The 21,959-nt window shown below is 38.5% G+C and carries 2 protein-coding genes; both read left to right on the plus strand.

What is annotated here, in order from left to right:
- A complete protein-coding gene (locus C245_RS0106525; RefSeq protein WP_017495779.1) occupies positions 1-4,329 on the plus strand; it encodes a type IX secretion system membrane protein PorP/SprF in 4,329 nt (1,442 codons plus the stop codon).
- Positions 4,330-4,464: 135 nt separating this feature from the next.
- A complete protein-coding gene (locus C245_RS0106530; protein WP_017495780.1) occupies positions 4,465-21,945 on the plus strand; it encodes a T9SS type B sorting domain-containing protein in 17,481 nt (5,826 codons plus the stop codon).
- Positions 21,946-21,959 lie beyond the last annotated feature (14 nt).

Here is a 21,959-nt window from a genome sequence, read left to right on the forward strand (position 1 = left end):
ATGAAGAAAATTTTACTATTCATCACACTATTTTACGGTTTTTCAAATACACTCTATTCTCAGGACAAAAATGAGGATGGAGTTGTTTCGTTTTCGTTACCTATTAGAAATTCTTTAAAGTTTAATCGATATTTAATTAACCCGGCTTTTAGCTTTGTTCGTGAAACAAATGCTTATGCCAGTTTTTATAATAAAAGGCAATGGGTGCAGTTTGAGAATGCACCAAACACCTATTTAGCTAATTATTCGGGCCGTTTCAGAGAGAATGAAGCTTTTGCTTTTGGTCTGTTTCAGCAAAATTATGGTTTAATGACGGTCTTTGGAGGAATTGGAAACTTTGCGCATAACATTGTTTTAGAGCAAGACAGTAATTTAACTTTTGGTTTAAATGTTGGAGTATACCAAAGCGGTTTAAATAAAGGAAAAATCATCTCAGATGATCCAAATATTTTAATGGGTGATTATCCATCAAATACTTTGCTTACAGTTAATCCTGGAGTAAATTACGGAACAGAGTTCCTTGACTTTGGATTAGCGGTAAACAATCTTATCCTTTATAATTTCGGTGGTGGAATTGTAAAAGAAGATCCTGAAAGAGCGATTCAGTTACATGCCATGTATACAGGATATATTGATAGTTATGGCTTTTTTGACAGAAGTAAATTTTCAGGAATTGTAAAAACAGAAGTTAAAAAAGGTAAGACAGTAATTTCCGGACTTGCAATGATTGCAATTCCAAAAGGAGTTTGGGCTCAAGCCGGATACAATACATTATACGGGATTTCTGCCGGTCTTGGATTTAATATCTCTCCAAGTATCGCATTTGAATACAACTATGAAAAAGGCATGGGAAATTTTACCAATATGGGTGGTTCTCATGAATTTACAATTGCTTATAAATTTAAAAATAAAAACTATTACTATGGTGATGATGAAGAAGGCTCTTTAATAGATCCGGCTAAACCAAAACCGGTATTGGCTAAACCATCATCAGGAACAACCGCTGAGAGAACTGATGGTGCAGAAAAAGCGAGACTGGCTGCGGATGCTAAGGCTAAAGCCGATGCAGAAGCGCTAAAAGTGAGACTTGCGGCAGCCGAAAAAGTGAAGGCTGATGCAGCAGCGGCAGCAAAAGCAAAATTAGAAGCAGACAATAAAGCCAAAGCTGATGCCGAGGCAATTAAGATAAAAATAGCCGCTGATGCAAAAGCAAAAGCCGATGCTGCAGCAGCGACTAGAGCACAAACTGCAACGGCAAACAGAGCTGTTGCTGCAGAACAAAAAACACAGGCTCAGCTGGCTGCTGATAAGGTTAGAGCCGATGCTGAAGCCCGCAGAATAAAATTAGCTGCAGATAATAAAGCGAGAGTAGATGCAGCGGCAGCGGCAAGAGCAAATGCTGCCAACGCCAATAAACCTGCAACGACGCCACAAAAAACACAGGCACAACTCGCTGCTGATAAAGCTAAAGCTGATGCCGAAGCAATGAAATTGAAATTGGCCGCAGATGCTAAAGCAAAGGCTGATGCTGAAGCTGCTAAAGCAAAAACTGCTGCAGAAAATAAACCGGCAACAGCGCCACAAAAAACTCCGGCTCAATTAGCCGCTGACAAAGCAAAAGCTGATGCGGAAGCCGCTGCAAAAGCAAAATTAGCTGCCGATGCTAAAGCAAAAGCCGACGCGGAAGCTCTGAAAATAAAACTAGAAGCAGATGCAAAAGCGAAAGCTGATGCTGCAGAAGCAAAACGTAAAGCAGATGCAAAAGCGAAAGCAGAAGCTGCAGACTTACAATCAATTTTAGCTGCAGATGCTAAAGCCAAAGCAGATTCAGATGCGCTTCAGGCGAGACTGGCTGCTGAAGCGAAAGCCGCTGCTGCTGCTGCTGCAAAAACTAAGGCAAGTATAGATGCTGCCAATAAAGCAAAATTAGCTGCTGATGCGAAAGCTAAAGCCGCTGAAGAAGCTGCCTTAAAAGAAAAACAAGCTGTTGAAGCTAAAGCCAAAGCTGATGAAGAAGCCAGACAAGCCAGAATTGCTGCCGAAGCTAAAGCGAAAGCCGATGCAGAAGCTCTTAAAGCGAAGTTAGCTGCTGATGCCAAAGCAAAAGCAGATGCAGAAGCTCTTCAGGCAAAATTAGCTGCCGATGCTAAAGCCAAAGCGGATGCAGAAGCTCTTCAGGCAAAATTGGCTGCTGATGCCAAAGCAAAAGCGGATGCAGAAGCTCTTCAGGCAAAATTGGCTGCTGATGCTAAAGCGAAAGCCGATGCGGAAGCCCTTCAGGCAAAATTAGCTGCCGATGCAAAAGCCAAAGCGGATGCGGAAGCTCTTCAGGCAAAATTAGCTGCCGATGCTAAAGCAAAAGCAGATGCCCAGGCTCTTCAGGCGAAGTTAGCTGCCGATGCGAAAGCCAAAGCGGATGCTGAAGCTCTTCAGGCAAAATTAGCTGCCGATGCTAAAGCGAAAGCCGATGCGGAAGCCCTTCAGGCAAAATTGGCTGCTGATGCTAAAGCCAAAGCAGATGCCCAGGCTCTTCAAGCGAAGTTGGCTGCCGATGCTAAAGCAAAAGCGGATGCAGAAGCCCTTCAGGCAAAATTAGCTGCTGATGCTAAAGCCAAAGCGGATGCAGAAGCGCTTCAGGCAAAATTAGCTGCTGATGCTAAAGCGAAAGCGGATATGGAAGCTTTACAAGCTAAATTACTTGCGGATGCGAAGGTAAAAGCGGATGCAGAAGCAACTGCGAAAGCGAAAGCAGATGCAGAAGCAAAACAATTACAGGAAGCAGAAGAAGCTCGTTTAGCAAAATTAGCTGCCGACGCTAAAGCGAAAGCCGATGCGGAAGCTCTTCAGGCTAAGTTAGCTGCTGATACCAAAGCGAAAGCAGATGCTAAAGCCAAAGCCGATGCAGAAGCTCTCCAAGCGAAGTTAGCAGCAGACGCTAAAGCAAAAGCAGATGCAGAAGCTCTTCAGGCGAAGTTAGCTGCTGATGCTAAAGCAAAAGCAGATGCCCAGGCTCTTCAAGCGAAGTTAGCTGCTGATGCTAAAGCCAAAGCCGATGCAGAAGCTCTTCAAGCGAAGTTGGCTGCCGATGCTAAAGCAAAAGCAGATGCAGAAGCCCTTCAAGCGAAGTTAGCTGCTGATGCTAAAGCGAAAGCAGATGCCCAAGCTCTTCAAGCGAAGTTGGCTGCCGATGCTAAAGCTAAGGCTGATGCGGAAGCTCTTCAAGCGAAGTTAGCTGCCGATGCTAAAGCGAAAGCTGATATGGAAGCTGCACAAGCGAAGTTATTGGCGGATCAAAAAGCGAAGGCCGATGCTGAAGCAACAGAAAGATTAAAAGCTGAGGAAGAAACAAGACAGTTGCAATTAGCAGAAGAAGCTCGTTTGGCAAAATTAGCTGCCGATGCTAAAGCTAAAGCCGATGCGGAAGCTCTTCAGGCTAAACTTGCTGCCGATGCACTTGCAAAAGATGATACAGCGAAAGCAATAGATAACTTATCTCAGTCTATCGAGAGCGCAAGTAAAATGCAGAAAGATTTATTGTCACAGTTTAATACAACAGTGGCAAGTAAACAAAAAGACTTGAACGACTTAAGAGAAGAGAATGATTTAAGTGAAAAAGGAATTTATAAAGAACCAAAACCTTTCAAAAGTGTGGCGGCTGAGAACAGTCAGCTAGAAGCTTTAAAATCTCAACTTGCTGAAGTAAATAAAGCACAGAAAGATGAAATTGCGAAGTTGACTAATCTATACAATGAAAGGCTTAAAAAGTTTCCTAATAAAAACGATGCTTTGAATAAGGCTTATCTGGAAAAGATAAACGAGTTAAAAGCAGCACAATTGAAAATGGAACAGGATAGCGCAACATTACTTTCTAATTTAGAACGTATCAAGGCCGAGACTGAAATTGAGAAAAAACGTCGAATCAAACGTGCAGCATATGAGAATGATCAGGGTCGATATGCACAGGATGTTGCCGCTCTTAAGCGTATTAGAGAAACAACAAAATTAAGCAGTACGCCTCTAACAGCAAGTGATTTTGATTTTGGTGAAGACCAATCAAATATGCAGATTATCAAAAATATTAAGAATGCTGATGGTGGATATTATTTAATTATTGCGGTTCACAGTAGTGTTGAAAAACGCGATCAGTTCCTAGCTAAAGCAGTTGCAGCAGGACGTACAGATGTTAATTTCTTCTACAATGTAACGACAAGTAAGTATTACATCTATTATGAGAAATTCGACGGACTGTCAGAAGCTACAAAAGCACTGGAAGCAAAAGGTACTAAGCCATACAACGGGAAAATGGCAATTGTGAAAGTGGAGAATTAATACAATTATTGAGAATAAAGCCCCGTCCTTTTTATTTTTGAGAAGGACATCTATTATAAATGTTTCAGAATGCTTTGATTTATTTTTTAACGCCCCTTAAAAAATAAAAGAGAAGGCAAAAACAAAATGAAGATTATGAAAAAACCTACTAACCTAAGATTGATTTTATTAGCTTTGATTTTTTTTCAAAGTTACGTTGTAATTTCTCAGAATCTTAAGTCATTTACTCCGAGATTTGACAAGAGGCTAAAAGGAGACATGTTGCTTATTGGTAATAATATTCTAAATAGAAATACCAATAACAGGGATCCGGAAGATGCCTATAATGGTTCCGGATACAATTCTGATTTCAGTATGGAATATATTGATATCGATAATGACAACAGTACTTTCAGTTCGAGTAGTGCGACTTTAACTGTACCAAAACCGGCTTGTTATAAAATTGTTTATGCAGGTTTGTATTGGGGAGCGATCCTACAGCAAAATGATCGTACAGGCATTGAAAAAGTAAAGCTTAAACTACCAACAGGTGGTTATAATGATATTACAGGTCAGATCGTGTATGATGCTAATGCAGCCCCAATTGGTGGTGACAATAACAAAGCATATGCATGTTATGCAGATATTACTTCTTTAGTGACCGGACAGGCTAATGCACAAGGTTTGTATACCGTTGCAAATGTTAAGTCTAGTGAAGGTTCTAATGGAGGAACAGGTTTATCAGCAGGTTGGTCTATTTTTATCGTTTATGAAGACCCAACTTTGCCAGCTAAATATATTACATCATTTGACGGTTTTAGCGGAATTGGAGGGGCAACTACTTTAGATATTCCTGTTTCAGGGTTTAAGACCATTCCTAAAGGCCCGGTTCGTGTAAAATTCGCTTTTGCTGCTTTAGAGGGAGATCAGCCGATTGCAGGGGATTATCTGCAAATTAACGGAATTCCAATTAGTGCTACAAATGCAGCAAATACAGCTATCAGAGCTTCAAATAACTTCTTTAATAGTAGTGTAACTTACGTTGATCCGGCTACGGATAAAACAGAAGATTTCTTGAATCGAAACCCTGCCAGTACCAACACCTTGGGGTATGATGCGGGTATTTTAAATATTAATAATCCCGGTACCCTTTTGAAACCGGGAGGTATTGTTATTGATAATAATGAGACTTCGGCAAATATTAGATTAGGAAGTACTCAGGACGTTTACTTTTATTATTTTAATGCATTTGCGGTAGATATTATTGAGCCTCATATTGTACTGACGAAAATTGTTAAAAATTCGGCAGGAACGGATATTGGAGGCCAGAATGTAGTACTGGGACAACAATTAAATTATGAAATTGGTATTAGAAACTCAGGTAATGATGATGCTAAATCTTTAACCATTAGAGATCAGCTTCCAATCAATATTATATTTAATTATCCGGGAGATTTAAACCCACTGCCAGCTGGTGTATCAGTACAAAGTTATGATCCTGCAACCAGAAGTATTGTTTTTAAAGTAGATGATTCTGTTGTTAAAGCCAATACTCTAACAGAAAAAGTGATTAGCTTTAAAGTTAAAGTTGTTCCGGATTGTAATTCCTTGAGTGAAGCATGTTCTAATAGTATCGATAACTCTGCATATGCCACTTATAAAGGAACTTTAAATCCTGATTTCCAAATTTCAGATGATCCGAGTGTCAATACCAATACAGGATGTATATTAACTCCAAAAGCGACTAACTTTTTAGTAGGTGTTGATGGTTGTAAGTATACAGCAAACGTTACTTTATGTAAAGACACTGTAGATTTAGTTGCAGCAAACGGATATACAAGTTATACCTGGTATAGTGACGAAGCCCGTACAAAACAAATCGGAACAGGACAGACACTTACTGTTAAAGATCCGGGAACTTATTATGTATACAATTTGGCTGCGGCACCTTGTAGATCAATTTATCAGGCCATTACAGTAACCAGATTTGGTGCTACAAATACGAACCCTGTAATTCCTTATGCAAAAGCTCCGTATAAAGGAGAGGTCTTAATTTGTCCAAATAACGGAAAAGAGTTACCTAATCTTTTCTTATGCGGTGCAAATGATTCGAGACTAATTGAAACGCATATCTCAGATGGTTCTACTCTTGTTTGGGAAAAACTAGATGAAGCAAGCTGTACAGCGCCAAGTAGTCCAAATTGTGCTAACGAAGGAACTTCTTGTTCGTGGACTCAGGTTGCAACGGGACCAAATTATTTGGCTAAAATTGCCGGACAATATCGATTAACATTAAACTATGCCGGTGGTTGTTTTAACCGTTTTTATTTTAATGTTTTCACCAATTCATTAAGTCCTACAGAGAAACATACGGACATTATTTGTGGTAAAGCTGGTACGATTACAGTAGGAGGTGTTCCTGCCGGATATGAGTACAGTATTAATGGAACAACTTATCAGGCTAGTAATGTATTTAATGTTACGACTGCGGGCTTCTATACAGTATATATTAGACTGGCAGGTGTAACAGGTAACACGTGTATTTTTACAGTTCCAAATATTCAAATCAGACAAAGGAATTTTAACGTAGTACAAGAGGTAACACAGCCATTGTGTTATGGTGAAAAAGGTAAAATTAAAGTAGCCGTAAACGATGCTAATGCACAATATTATTATAAACTTTATAATAATGGAACTTTATTATCGAATGTTGGACCCGTACCAGATTCTGAATATACTTTTGATAATTTAAATACAGACCAGAATTATGTCGTAGAAGTTACAACTGATGACGGTTGTAAAGATACTAAGTACATATATGTTGGTAAGGTTTGGAATGAGTATAAAGCGACAGTTGCTTTAGTAGAACCTCTTACTGCATGTAGTGATGGAAAAATCAGAATCACAACAGAAGGAGGTAATTCACCTTACAACTATTTTATAAACAGCGATACTGTTTTTCAAACCAGTAATGAGTTTGTGGTAACAGCTCCGGGACTTTATACCATTAAAATTGTAGATAAAAACAACTGTACGATAACAAGAACAATTACAGTTCCTGATAATACAAAACCTGCTTATACTATTGATCATACCAATAGTAATTGTTATGATGGAAGCTCTAAGATAGAAGTAAAACTTACTGCCGGAGCAAACGGGTACACAATGGGGTATAGTATTAATGGTGGTGTTAGTTTTCAGTCTAATCCTGTTTTTTCTAATTTACAGCCGGGAACTTATGATGTAGTTGTCAGATATGGTATAGGAACGCCAATCAAGTATTGTACAGATCCTGTACAAAAGATAACAATTACGGGACCAACTTCTGCTATTTCGGCTTCTGCTGGAGTTGCTGCTTTGGCCGGATGTACATTACCTGACGGTAGTGGTGCAAACCAGGGAGGTAAACTACGTATCAATAACGTTCAGGGTGGAACTCCTGCTTATCAATTTAGTTTTGATGGTGGTCTTACATGGCAGGCATCAAATGAAAAAGACGTGTTGCCGGGTAATTTTATTCTACAGGTTAAAGACGCTTTAGGCTGTATATTCGAAATTCCTTATCAGGTTACTTTAGATCCAAAACCTGCTGATCCGACGATCACTGTGGCTGATCCTGTTTTTGGATGTAATGGTATGGCATCAACTACGGTTACGGTTACAAATCCGTCAAATAATTATACGTACGAGTATTATATTAACGGTGTACCTAACACGCCAATTACAAATAATGTCTTTACAAATGTTCCTTCCGGGACTCATACTATAAAAGTTAAGTACAAAGTTACTACCGTACCTACTTACAGTAACTTGTTAACAGAGGATTTTGGTAGAGGGCCAGATACAACTACTCCGGGTATTCACCCTAATTATTGTTGGGAAAAGCAAGATGCTGTTGAAGATTGCGGTATTGGAGGTTATATGCCAATTTTGCTTAATGATGGGGAATATGTTGTGACTCAGGCTCTGTTGCCACAGCACGTAGCTGGTTTTAACTGGAATCTGCCTAAAGATAATACGGCAGTTATTAATAATACACCACAAATAAAAGACGGAAGATTTTTAGCCGTTAATGTTGGAGGTGTGGTACCAATAGGTGGTGTTTTGTATAAAAAAACCATCAATGATGTTATTCCAAATCAGGACATACAGGTATCACTTTATATGCTTAACTTATTGAGTAAAAATAATAATTTACCTTCTCCAAGATTAACCATACAACTTCAGAAAAACGGAGTTCTTATACCAGGAGCATCAAAGGATACACAAAGTATTCCTAGAGATGAGAAATGGCATAATACAACTGATCTTGGAAGTGGCCAGGTATTAACTTTAAATCCTGGAAATAATACTTCTCTTGACTTTGTTATCTTATCATACAGCCAGGTTATTTCTGGTAATGATTTAGCGGTTGATGATATTTGGGTACGTCAGATTCCGGAGGTTTGTGGAGCTGAGAAAGATTTCCCAGTTGTTATTGGAACAGATAAAGCCTTTAAGGCTTCAATTGTAGGTCATAAAGACGTAACCTGTAATGGTGCTAATAATGGAGAGATTACATTATCTGCACAAAATTTTGATGCCACTTATGGATTTGATTACTCTTTAGATAATGGTACAACATGGGTAAATTCTAAAACTTCACCGGTTACCGTTAAAAACTTGACGAGTAAAACGTATAATATTTTAATTCGTTATGATGATAAAGCGGGAACTTGTAGTTTCCCATTCGATCAGCCAGTAGGTACTCCTGCTGCATTAACAATTACGGCAAGTGTTACAAAAACAGCTACTTGTACTACAGGAGCAACTATTACAGCAGTTGCAGGAGGTGGAACACCAGCATATCAATATGAATTAAGAGCAGCAAATGGTATTACGGTAATAACTGCATTCCAGAATTCTGGCGTATTTGCAAATGTTCCTACCGGTACCTATACAGTTGTAACTCGTGATGCATATACATGTTCTTCAAGCGCATCTGCACAGGTTAATGTTGTTGCACCAACAATGCCAACAGCATCTTTAGCTGCTACTAGTGATTATTGTGTTACCGGGACTAAAGGAGCAACTCTTGTTGTTACGGCTACAGGTACAGGAGCTCTAACGTATAGTTTAAATGGTGCACCTGCACAAACCAGCAATACATTTACAAATGTTGGAGCAGGAACACATACTATTACAGTTACTGACAGTAATAATTGTCCGGTTACCATAAACGGAATTGTAATTGCTCCTGAGTTAAAAGCAGCAGCCTCTATTACAAAAACATTAGATTGTACAACTCCAAATGCAACGATTAAAGTTGACATTACAGATGGAGTTGCAGCCTATACTTATAAAGTTAAAAAAGACGCAGGCGCTTATGGCGGCAGTGTAAATGTTACAGGTAATACGTTTAATTATCCTGCACCAACAGCCGGACTTTATACTTTTGAAATTACAGATTCTAAAGGATGTAAAGCTTATATAGATGCTACAATTAGTCCAATTACAAATCCAACAGTTACTGCTAATCCAACACAAATTACTTGTAATGGTCTTAAAAATGGTAGTGTACAGCTAGTTGGAGCAGGAGGTTCAGGCGGATATGAGTACAATTTTAATAATTTAGGTTGGTCAACAACTTCATTATATTCCGGTTTAGATCCAAATATTAGCTATTCTTATCAAGTAAGAGACAGTAAAGGATGTACTTCTGCTGTTGGAAATATTACATTAACGCAGCCAACTGCAGTGTCTGGAACTATTGGAGCTACTATTATTAAATGTGGTACACCAAGTACTGTACCAGCGGTAGTTACAGTTACTGGTTCTGGAGGAACAGGTGCTTATACTTACAGTTTCAACGGAACTGCAAACTTTACAACAACGAATACTTACTCAACAACAGCTGCCGGAACAGTTACGGCATATGTTAGAGATGCAAATAACTGTCAGTTTGGACCATTATCAATTACAATTGGTGCTTTAGAACCAATTACAGATATCACTATTGTTGATAGTGGATATGATTGTTCTACAGTTCCGGCTGGTGGACGTGTAACTTTGACAGCGGTAAAAACAGGAAGTACAGCAAATGTTACTTATCAGATTATTTCTGGTCCTGCCGGATTTACCCCTGCGGTAAATACAACAGGAAACTTTACATCACTGACTCCGGGAGATTATATCTTCGAGGCAATTGATACGGCTACTAATTGTTCATTCACAAAAGGACATACTATTAAAGCAACGTCAGATATTGTTACAGGTGGTTCAGTACTTACAAATATTCAATGTTTTGGTTCTACCGGAACTATTGAATTTACCGTAAATGGTGTTAAGGCAAACGGATATGATTATGTTATTAAAAATGCTGCCAATACAATCATTCAGCAAGCAACTGGTGTAAGTGCAGCTACAACTACCGTTGCAGTTCCTACTGCTCAGCCTGTAGGGGCGTATACTATTACTGCAACAGATAGATTAACGAAATGTCAGTCTTCTTATACAGTAACTTTAACGCAGTCAGCTGCAGCTGTTGATGTTACTGCCGTAGCTACTACAGTAAATTGTAACAAATTTACAGCTGAGATTACAGCAACCGGAACAGGTGGTACACCAAATTATACTTATGCTGTAGCAAGACAAAGTGCTCCGGTTCCTACGGTTTATGCTTCAAATAATGTTCTAACAGTTGATACGGTTAACGGAACAGTATTAAACTGGGTTGTTTATATCAAAGATGCAAACGGTTGTTTGGATAATTTCCCTATAAAAATTGATGTTGACGCTAAACCGGTTATTACCAGTGTGGTGGTTGACAATCAATGTCAGACAGGATCCGTTTCAAGTTTTACCATTACAGCTACTGCTACAGGATTAGTGCCTTTAACGTATAGTATTGATGGAACTAATTTCCAGACTAGCAATACTTTTACAGTAAGTGCAGGATCTTATACCGTAACGGTAAAAGATAAAAATGGTTGTACAACAGCTGCTGCAGTTCCTGTAGTAGTTTATCCTAAAGTTGGTGCTTTAGCAGAGGTTACTAAAGAATTAGATTGTAGTGCAACTCCAAATGCAACGATTAAAGTTGATATTAGCGGAGGAAAAACTCCGTATACCTATACTGTAGCGAAGGGTACAGGAACTCCAGGTGGAGTTATTAATGTTACCGGAACATCGTTTACAATTTCTGTTGCTGCTGCTAATGCTGATAAATATACATTTGCAATTACAGATGCAAACGGATGTTCTACGACAACATCTGCGACTGTTGCTCCTATTGCACCTCCTACAGTAACTGCTGTAAAAGTGGATGCTTCATGTAACGGTTCTGCAACAGGTACTGTTCAATTAACAGGTGCTAATGGTTCAGGTGGATATACCTATAGTAAAGACAATGTTACTTTTGCAGCGGCTTCATTATTTGAAAATCTGTTAGCAGGTAACTACACTTTCTATGTAAAAGACAGTAAAGGATGTACCGGAAGTGTTAATGTTACAATAGGTGAACCTGTAAAATTAACAGCAAGTGCTACTGCTACTAACTTTACTTGTAGTGTTACCAATACGAAACAATCTGCGACTGTTACCATTACAGCAACAGACGGTACAGCTCCTTATACGTACAGTTTTAACGGAAGCGGATACACTGCTGCGAATACGTTAACAGTAAACGATAACGGAGCAGATCAAATTATTAGTTATTCTGTTAAAGATGCTAAAGGATGTACCACTGCAGTTCAACAAATTACAATTAAAAAATTAGACCCTCCTGTTATTGTTTCAATATCAGGTAGTGCAATTCTATGCTCACCAGCTGCAAGTACTACCAGTACAGTAACGGTTACAACAACAAATGGAGTAGGAGCTTTAGCTTATGTTATCACAGCACCAGCTTCTGCAACTTCAAACGTAACAGGTGCTACGACTGGAGTATTTAGTGGATTAGTGGCAGACACTTATACTTTTAAAGTAACAGATGCAAACGGATGTTTTGCTATTCAGTCTTATACAGTCCTTCCATTAACTCCAATTGCAGTTGCTGAATCAAAATTAAGCGATGTTTTATGTAAAGGAGGAAATACCGGTTCTGCAAAATTCAGTATTTCCGGATTTAGTGCTACAGGAAATTATGCGGTAGTAATAATATCTACTCCTGCAGGATTACCATATACAAATGTAACAACAGGAGATGTGATTACCTTAAACGGATTAGTTGCGGGTACTTACAACCTTGAAGTAACAGATAATACAACAAATTGTAAGGCAAACAAATCAATAACGATTACAGAGCCAGTAAATCCATTAGGAGGAACGCTTACAATTGTAAATGCTAATTGTAATGTTCCAAATGCACAGGTAACAGTTAATGCTACTGGTGGAACGCCAGCATATTCTTATGCATTTGTACACAATAATGTGGCTCCTGTATCGACAGATTATAAATCAAGTAACACCGCTAATCTTGACCCTGCTATCTCAGATTGGGATGTTTGGGTAAAAGATGCAAATGGTTGTGTGATTAAATTAGACGCAGCAATTATTAAAGATGCAGTTCCGGATGTTACGGCTTCGGTTACTAACCAATGTACCTCTACAGGAACTTCATTTAGTATCAAAGCTGTGGGAACAGGAGGTATTGCTCCTTTAACCTACTCTATTAGCAGTGGTGTTGCACCATCTCCTGCAGATACTTTTACAGTAACGTCACCGGGTACTTATGTGATTACGGTAAAAGATGCAAATAACTGTACAGATACGGTTACAGTGACAGTAAATTCTGTTTTAACAGCCAGTGCAGTTTTAGTAAAAGACATTACTTGTGCTGCTCCTGTTAATGCAACAATTACAGTTAATGCCGGAGGAGGTTTAGCGCCTTACACTTATTTAGTTTCTACGGATGGTGTGACTTTTGGAACATCTCCTGATTTGATTGGAAATACATTTACAACAAATACTGCCGGAGATTATTATTTCCAGGTAACAGATGCTAGTGGATGTACAAAAATAACCAACAAAGTTGTAGTAACATCACCACAAACAGTAACAGGAACTGCTGCAAAAGTTGATCCTACCTGTAACGGTTATACAGATGGTTCTGTAACATTGACAGCTACAGCCGGAGTTTCTCCATTTACGTACAGTATTGATGGAGGTACTACTTTTGTAACTACAAAAGTTTTTGGAGGATTAGCTTCCGGAACGTATACTTATGTAGTAAAAGATGCTAAAGGATGTACTTCGGTACCTGCAACTATTACTTTGGTTAATCCAGCTCCAATTGCTGTTAATATCGTACGTAATGCTATTTTATGTAATTTAAATACGCCTGGTAGTTTTGATGTTAATGTAACATCAGGAGGAACAGCTCCGTATGTATATACATTATATGATAATGCTTTTACACAAATTGCAACCTACACAGAAACATCTACAGTAAATCCAACACCTGTTTATAAATTTGCAGGATTGAATTTTGGAGATTATTATATTACTGTTGTTGATGCAAATGGTTGTGAATACAGAAGTGGTAAATTGAGAATTGAGACTCCTCCTTACTTAAAGATGAGCGCTGTTGCAGATTCAAATAATTGTGCTACGGGTGTGAATGTTACCGTAACTACTTCAGGTGGTACGCCGGATTATAAATACTCTATTTTTGGACAACCTTTAACAGAAAGCCCTGCACAAACGAGTCCAACTTATACCTTTTTAGGTTTAAAACATGGAACGACTTACTTTTTACAAGTAAAAGATATTAATGATTGTATTTCTATTTTAGAATTTACAACGCCTCCACCACCATCAAGTATAAAAGTTACAGGAACAACTGTAACAGATGTTACTTGTAATGGAACTTCAACAGGAATATTGACGTTTACTGTTAGGGATTTTGATCCATCAATTACTACAGTAAATTATGAAGTATTAAATGCTTTAACCTTGTTACCGGTTTCACCGGCAATTAATAGCACATTAACTGGTCCATTAGGTGGCCCGGTTTCTGGAACTATTTCAACATTGAAAGCAGGAAATTATGTTCTAAGAGTTACTGAGGCAGGAGGAACACTTTGTTCTACTACATTTAGTTTTACAGTATCACAACCGGTTCAACCGCTTAAAACAACAATTACAAAAAATGTAAATGCTACTTGTAATGTTGGTGCACAAGTTACACTAACCACTATTGGTGGTACGGGACCTTATGAGTACGCAGCGGGTGCTCCTGGATTTACGCCAACAACTTTTGGAACTAGTAATGTTTTGGTTTTAGATTATACTACAAGACAAAATTGGGATATTGTTGTGCGAGATGCAAAAGGATGTATAGACAGAGTTAATACAACAATAGGCCTGGATCCTAGTCCGGTTATTGCATTATCAGTTGTAAATAAATGTGTGGCTGAAGGAGCCTATGTGGTTAGAGTTTCTCTTACTACAGCAGGAATTTCGCCTTACGAAATTAGTGTAAACGGTGGCGTATATGCACCTGTTACTATTACAACAGCTGTACCATATGACGTAACGGGTCTTAATTCAGGATTAAATACAATTAAAATTAAAGACGCAAACGGATGTATTGATACTAAATCAATTACGATTGATAAACCACTAGGTGTAACACCAGTGATAACAGCATTGCCGACTTGTGCGAACAATGACGGAGTTATAACATTAACACCAATTGGTGGTGCAGGACCGTTTACTTATAGTATTGCGCCTCCTGTTGGAACTGTTGTTGGTAATGTTATTTCGGGAGTTCCTGCCGGAACTTACACCATAACGATTACAGATACAAATACGCTATGTACTGCAACAGCTCCGGTTGAGCTTTCTGCACCAACACCGGTAGATTTTGATGCTGTAGTAACGAATGCTACTTGTAATGGCTCACGTAACGGAACTATTACCGTAAACTTAGCTGCAGGAAGCGATAACCCGGTTTATACCTATTCTATTTTGCCTGTTCCGCTAGGAATGGCACAAACAAATAATGTATTCTCAAATCTTCCTGCTGACACTTATACAATCACGGTGTTTTCAGGTAGAGGATGTTCAGCATCTAAACCATTTACAGTAGGTCAGCCACTAACATTAGCGGCTACTGCAGCGGTTACAGACTACGCTTGTAATGCAAGTAATGTTGCACAGCCGGCTGTGGTAACAGTAAATGTTACAGCTGGTACAGGAACAGCACCTTACAAATACAATTTTGATGGTTCTGCTAATTATTTTGACGCTAATACACTAACAGTCTTAGATAATGGTGCAGTACAGACTATTCACTATTATGTAAAAGATGCTAACGGATGTTTATTTGATAATACAGTAACAGTTAATCCATACCAAAAAATTACCGATTTAACTTTTACGGGTGCTGCAATTACTTGTAATGCTCCTGCAACAAGTATTACAGTTACGGTAGCGGGTGGATATGCGATTACGAAATATGAAATCGTTTCACCAACTGCAAACGCAGTTGATAACGGAACGGTGAATGTTTTCAATGGTTTATTGCCAGGCACTTATGTTTTCAAAGTGACAGATGCTAATGGATGTTCATTCCAGAAATCATTGACAATTAAACCAGTAACCAATATTACCGTTTCTGGTCAATTACTAAAAGATGTAAGCTGTAACGAAGTAGCAGCAACACCTAATGGTTCTGTTGAGTTCACTGTAGGTAACTTTGCAGGAACTTATACGTATTCTATTAACGGAGTTGCGGTTGCGGGTACACATACTAATCCTAAAGTTACACTTACTAATTTAGCAGTAGGTAATTATAAAATAGATGTTGTTGACGTAGCTACTGGTTGTGTTGCAACAGCAAATGTGGATGTTAGCGAACCGGCAACACCATTACTATTAACACTAGTTTCTAATGTTAATGCGAATTGTAATTTTGGTGCAAAAGTAAGCGTTGTAGGTTCAGGTGGAACGCCTGGTTATACTTACGCTTATGCTGTGAGCCCAACGGCACCGGCAGCAGGAGCTTACAATACTAGTCCAAGCGCAGTTTTAGATCCATCTAAAGTTTGGATTGCTTATGTAAAAGATGCTAACGGATGTATTGCTCAGTTACCATTGACTATTGCGACAGATCCTCTGCCATCAATTGACCCAATTACGGGTGTTTGTTACGATGGTTCTCCAGTAAATGTTACTTTGGTAGGTCATGGTGTTGGTCCATTAACATACAGTATTGGTAATGGATTTAAAACAAGCCCAGACTTTGTGCTTAACGCACCGGGTTCATACACTTTCTACGTGAGAGATGCTAACGGTTGTGATGCAACAACTCCATATGTTTACCAATTGGATCAGAAATTATTATTAGACGCTGTACTTCAGGATTTAACTTGTGCTGCTCCTAATATGGCGACTGTTACATTAACAGCTACGCAAGGATCTACTGTGTATACTAACTATGAAGTTTCATTTAATGGAGGTGGTTTTACACCAACAACATCTCCATACACAACGAATATTGCAGGTACCTATACTTTTAGAGTTACAGATAGTAAAAACTGTCAGTCAGTTTCAAAACCTGTAGTGGTGAATCCTATCGTGATGCCTACTATAGCTACTTCGGAATTCAACGTAAGTTGTAACGGAGGAAACGACGGAAGCATTACAATTACTGCCGGTAGCGGACTTGCTCCTTACGAATATAGTATTGATGGTACAACATATCAGGCATCGAATATTTTCGGAACATTAGGTCAAGGTTCTTATACAGTATACGTAAGAGATGCTAAGAAATGTGTAGTGAGTAAAACAGTTTCTATTTCAGAGCCAACTATTTTGAATGTTGGTGCTGCAGTTACTCCATTTGGATGTACTGTAACTAATACACCACAGGATGCTGTAGTAACTTTAACGGCTACTAATGGTACACCAGGATATAAATACAGTTTTGATAATGGTGTTACTTTTGGAGATGCTTCAACATTAAATGTAAGCACTATAACGGCTCCTAAAACAGTGTTCTATGTGGTAATTGATGCCAATGGATGTAGAGTTTCAGGAAACGTAACGGTAAATCCTTACACGCCTCCTACTGATATGGATATTACTGCAACACCAATTTATTGTAATACTATGGGAGGAGTTTCTATTGCTACAGTAAATTCAGTTACAGGTGGTGTAGGGCCTTACAAATACGAAATAGTTTCACCGGCAGCGGCTGTTACTAATAATACAACTGGTATTTTCCCTGGATTATTACCAAATACTTATCAAATTAAAGTTACTGATGCTAATGGTTGTAGTACAACAAAAGCTATTGTGATTAAAGAATCTGATAAAATTAAAGCGACTACTCAGTTGATAACTGATGTGTTATGTAATGGAGGAAGCACCGGTACGGCATCATTTGTTGTAAGCGGTTATATTACGCCTGCTGATTATATCTATTCATTGGCACCAGTTGCCGGAACAGCGACTAAAACAGGTGATGTTATAAGCTACACTGGTTTAGCTGCAGGTATTTATACGTTTACAGTAGTAGACAGGATATCTGGATGTCAGGATCAGGTGGTAAACTTTGAGATCAAGCAGCCATCGGCTTTAGATTTTACATCTACTGCTACAAATACAAATTGTAACAATAAAACGGCTCAAATAACGATTACAGCAACTGGAGGTACTCCTGCTTATCGTTATGCTGCAGTTGTTTCATTGTCAGCGGCTCCTACGGTTTTTGGAACAAATAATGTTATTACTGTTGATACTAACAACGGAGCCAATAGAAATTGGGATATTTATGTACAAGACCTTAACGGATGTCCGGTAATGAAATCTCAAACTATTGTGGAAGATGCATTACCAACAACTCCGTCAGTGGCACCATTTAGCCAATGTCCGGATCCATTAAACGGAACGTATACCTTTACGATTACAGGAGTTACAGGTGTAGCACCTATCGAATATAGTATTGGTGGTGGATTCCAATCCAGCCCAACGTTTACAGTAAATACATCTGGTACTTATGATGTAACTGTAAAAGATGGAAATGGTTGTGAAGTAAAAACGGCAGCAGTAGTTAATATTTTCCCAGCTCTGACTTTAGATGTTAAGATCACAGCTTTACCAGACTGTAACACTAACAATGGAGCTATTACAGCTACAGCTTCTGGAGGTTCAACCCCAGCAAATTATAGCTATAGCTTAAACGGAAACTTTGGTCAGACATCAGGAATATTTACCAATATCGGTCCTGGAAACCATACAATTACTGTAACAGATGTGACTACAGGTTGTACCAGAACCGTTAAATTTGAAATTATACCTGCGACTCCAATTAAAGGATTTACTTTAGCACACACAGATGTTACTTGTAATACATTTACTAATGGAACGATCACTGCAACTATTGATGAAACAGGTGGAAATGACAACCCAATTTACTATTACAGTATTACAGCGGGACCAGTTCTTAGACCTAATCAAACTTCAAATGTGTTCACAGGATTACCAAAAGGTCAATATACAGTAACAGTTACATCTGGAAGAGGTTGTAAAGATTTAGAAGATGTTGAAATTCTTGAACCGACTCCAATTGTTGTTAGTAATGTTGTATTTACTCAATTTGGCTGTACAGCAGGAACAAACACAAATACAAATGCGACAATTACAGTAAATACTGTAACTGGAGGATCTGGTACGTATGTTTTATATCAATTCATGAGAAACGGAGTTGAAGTTCAAAATAGTACTTCAAATACTTATACTGTATTTGATCTTGCAGGTGGAGATTATACTGTAAATGTTTATGATAGTAAAGGATGTATTGGATCATCGACAGGAATAATGAAAATTGTGCCTTTTATTAGCTTAGACAATATTACGGTAACAATAGATAAAGAAATTACTTGTGTAAATAATGAAGACATTACTGTTAAAGCTGTTGTAACGGGCGGTACACCTACACCGACTCAAATAGTTTACACTATTAAGGGAATAGGCGGAAGTACTTTTACTGATACTAACACGACAGGAGTGTTTACAGCATTACCAATTGGTAACTATTTAATTACAGTTGAGAATTCGTTAACTGGATGTAAAATTGAGAAAGCCCATTATGTAACTAATCCAAATACATTCGAGATTAAAGCTACTCCGGTAGTAGCTGAAATTTGTTTTGGAACTGCTGATGGAAGTGTGAACTTAACTTTTGTTGACAATCAAAAACTTCCAAGTGATGATGCAGGTATATTTGATTACACAATTACAGGTCCTGTAAATGTTCCATTAACTCGTTCAGCAAATGCTGGTCCGGTTTCTATTACAGGTCTTCGTGCAGGTCAGTATACGGTAAACGCTACTTTAGTAGGCAAACCATATTGTTCAGTTTCAACTATTTTCTCAATAGGACAGCCTACTGCTGCTTTAGTTGTAACCACAACAAAATCTGAAATCACTTGTGTGGCAGGTAATAATGATGGCGAAATTTCAGCTACCGCAACAGGTGGATGGGATACGAATTACCAATATGAGTTAGTATTAAACGGAGCAGTTATTGCAAATAATACTAACGGTAATTTTACCGGACTATCTGCGGGTAATTACACAGTTAATGTTAAAGACGGTAAAGGATGTCCGGCATCAGCAACACAATCATTGAAGATTCCTGATCCAATTGTGGTTAGTGCAACAGCAACAGCTTCAGTATTACCATGTTTTGGAGACAGATCTGGAATAATTACGGTAAACCCTCCAACAGGTGGTCAGGGAAGTAACTATATGTACACCTTGAATATGTTGTCAGAAAATCCGGTTGTTTCATCAGGTCCACAAAGTAACCCTGTTTTCACAGGCTTACCGGCAGGAACTTACAGTATCACAGTTACTGACGGATTTACATGTTCTGCAACATCAGCAAATGTTGTAATTACAGAACCAACAGAAGTAGTTCCAAGTTTAGTGCTGGCAACGACACAAACTTGTAATACACAATCAACACTTACGTTAAGTGCAACAGGAGGTTCTGGTCCATATACATACAGTACCGATCAGACTTTTACAACAACAACTGGTTCATTTGCAACTTCTGTTACCTTCGCGGTACCAGTGGGTAAATACCAATATTATGTAAAAGATGCTAAAGGTTGTGTGGCGAAAATTTCTAACGAAGTTAAAATCGATCCATTAGAGCCATTAGTAATAGAATTAGATGTGACCAATGCAGTAGTAAAATGTATGGGCGAAGCTACAGGAGTTATTGTAGCAAATGCAAAAGGTGGTTTAGGAAACTATATCTATACTTTAGAAAATACTGCAGGTGGTGTGGTTAGACCGGCACAGCCTACTGGTAGATTCGAAGATCTTCCAATAGGAACGTATGTTGTAAAAGTAGCTAGTGGTGATTGTCCTGCGACATCAGGCGCTATCGAAATTAAACAACCTGCTACAGCTATTCAGGCTACATTTACACCAACCAATGTTTCTTGTTTTGGAGAAAGTAACGGTCAGATTGTAGTTGCTGCAACAGGTGGTACAGGAATTATTAAATATGCAATATCACCGGATTTAGATCAGTTTGATGTTAAAAACACATTTGATAAACTTGCACCAGGTAAATATACGGTTATAGCTCAGGATGAAAATGGTTGTTATGTTATCGATGAGATCGAAATTACACAGCCAAAACCTTTAATCGTTACAGAACTTCCAAACTCTATGATTCCGGAAGTTTGTAAAGGAGATAAAGATGGAGCATTCAGTATCGAAGTTAAAGGAGGTACTGCGCCATATAGTGTAAGTCTTGACAATAAAAACGGAACGTATACACAAGGTACGGCAACTCAAACTATATTTGATTTTAATAATCTTTCAGGAGGAGTTCATACGGTTTACGTTAAGGATGCTCAGGGATGTGTGAATGAATTTGTAGAAAACATGCCTTTACCGGTTGTTCTTGATCCAACTACAGTAACCAATTACGATTGTGTGAACAACGCTCAAACAAATATGGTAATCGTTACAGTGGATGAGAGCAATACAGATCTTACACAAATAGATTATTCACTTGATAGTGATGTAGGTCCTTGGCAGGCAGCAAATATCTTTACCAATATTGCTCCTGGAACGCACTACATTGTAGCAAGACATACGAATGGATGTAAAGTACCAACGGCAAGTTTTGAAATAAGAGCTTATGAGAAGTTAACACTTGCTGAGTCAACAGGAAAACCTGAAATGAACATCATTTCGGTTACTGCAGCCGGTGGAGCACCTGCTTACGAGTACAGTTTCAACGGAGAGCCGTTTACTTCTTCTAACAAATACAAAATCTACAAAACAGGAGATTATGTAGTAGTAGTAAGAGATCAAAACGGATGTACAGCAACAATTACAGTTCATGCAGTTTATGTGGATGTGTGTCTTGACAACTACTTTACTCCAAACGGAGATGGTGTTTATGATACGTGGGGGCCTGGTTGTACAAACATTTACAACAACCTTGAATTCTCAATCTTCGACAGATACGGTCGTGTAATTGCCAAATACCGTTACGGACAAAAATGGGACGGTAGATACAATGGTGCCGAATTACCATCAGGAGATTACTGGTATGTTCTTAAATTAAATGACGAGAAAGATGCACGTGAGTTTGTAGGACATTTCACTTTATACAGATAACAAAATAAGAGCCC

Source organism: Flavobacterium sp. WG21 (genome assembly GCF_000335775.1).
GTDB lineage: Bacteria > Bacteroidota > Bacteroidia > Flavobacteriales > Flavobacteriaceae > Flavobacterium > Flavobacterium tructae.

What these genes read in the sequence shown, in the direction of transcription:
- C245_RS0106530 (WP_017495780.1), top strand. Translation starts at nt 4,465, where the DNA reads ATGAAAAAACCTACTAACCTAAGATTGATTTTATTAGCTTTGATTTTT.
- C245_RS0106525 (WP_017495779.1), top strand. Translation starts at nt 1, where the DNA reads ATGAAGAAAATTTTACTATTCATCACACTATTTTACGGTTTTTCAAAT.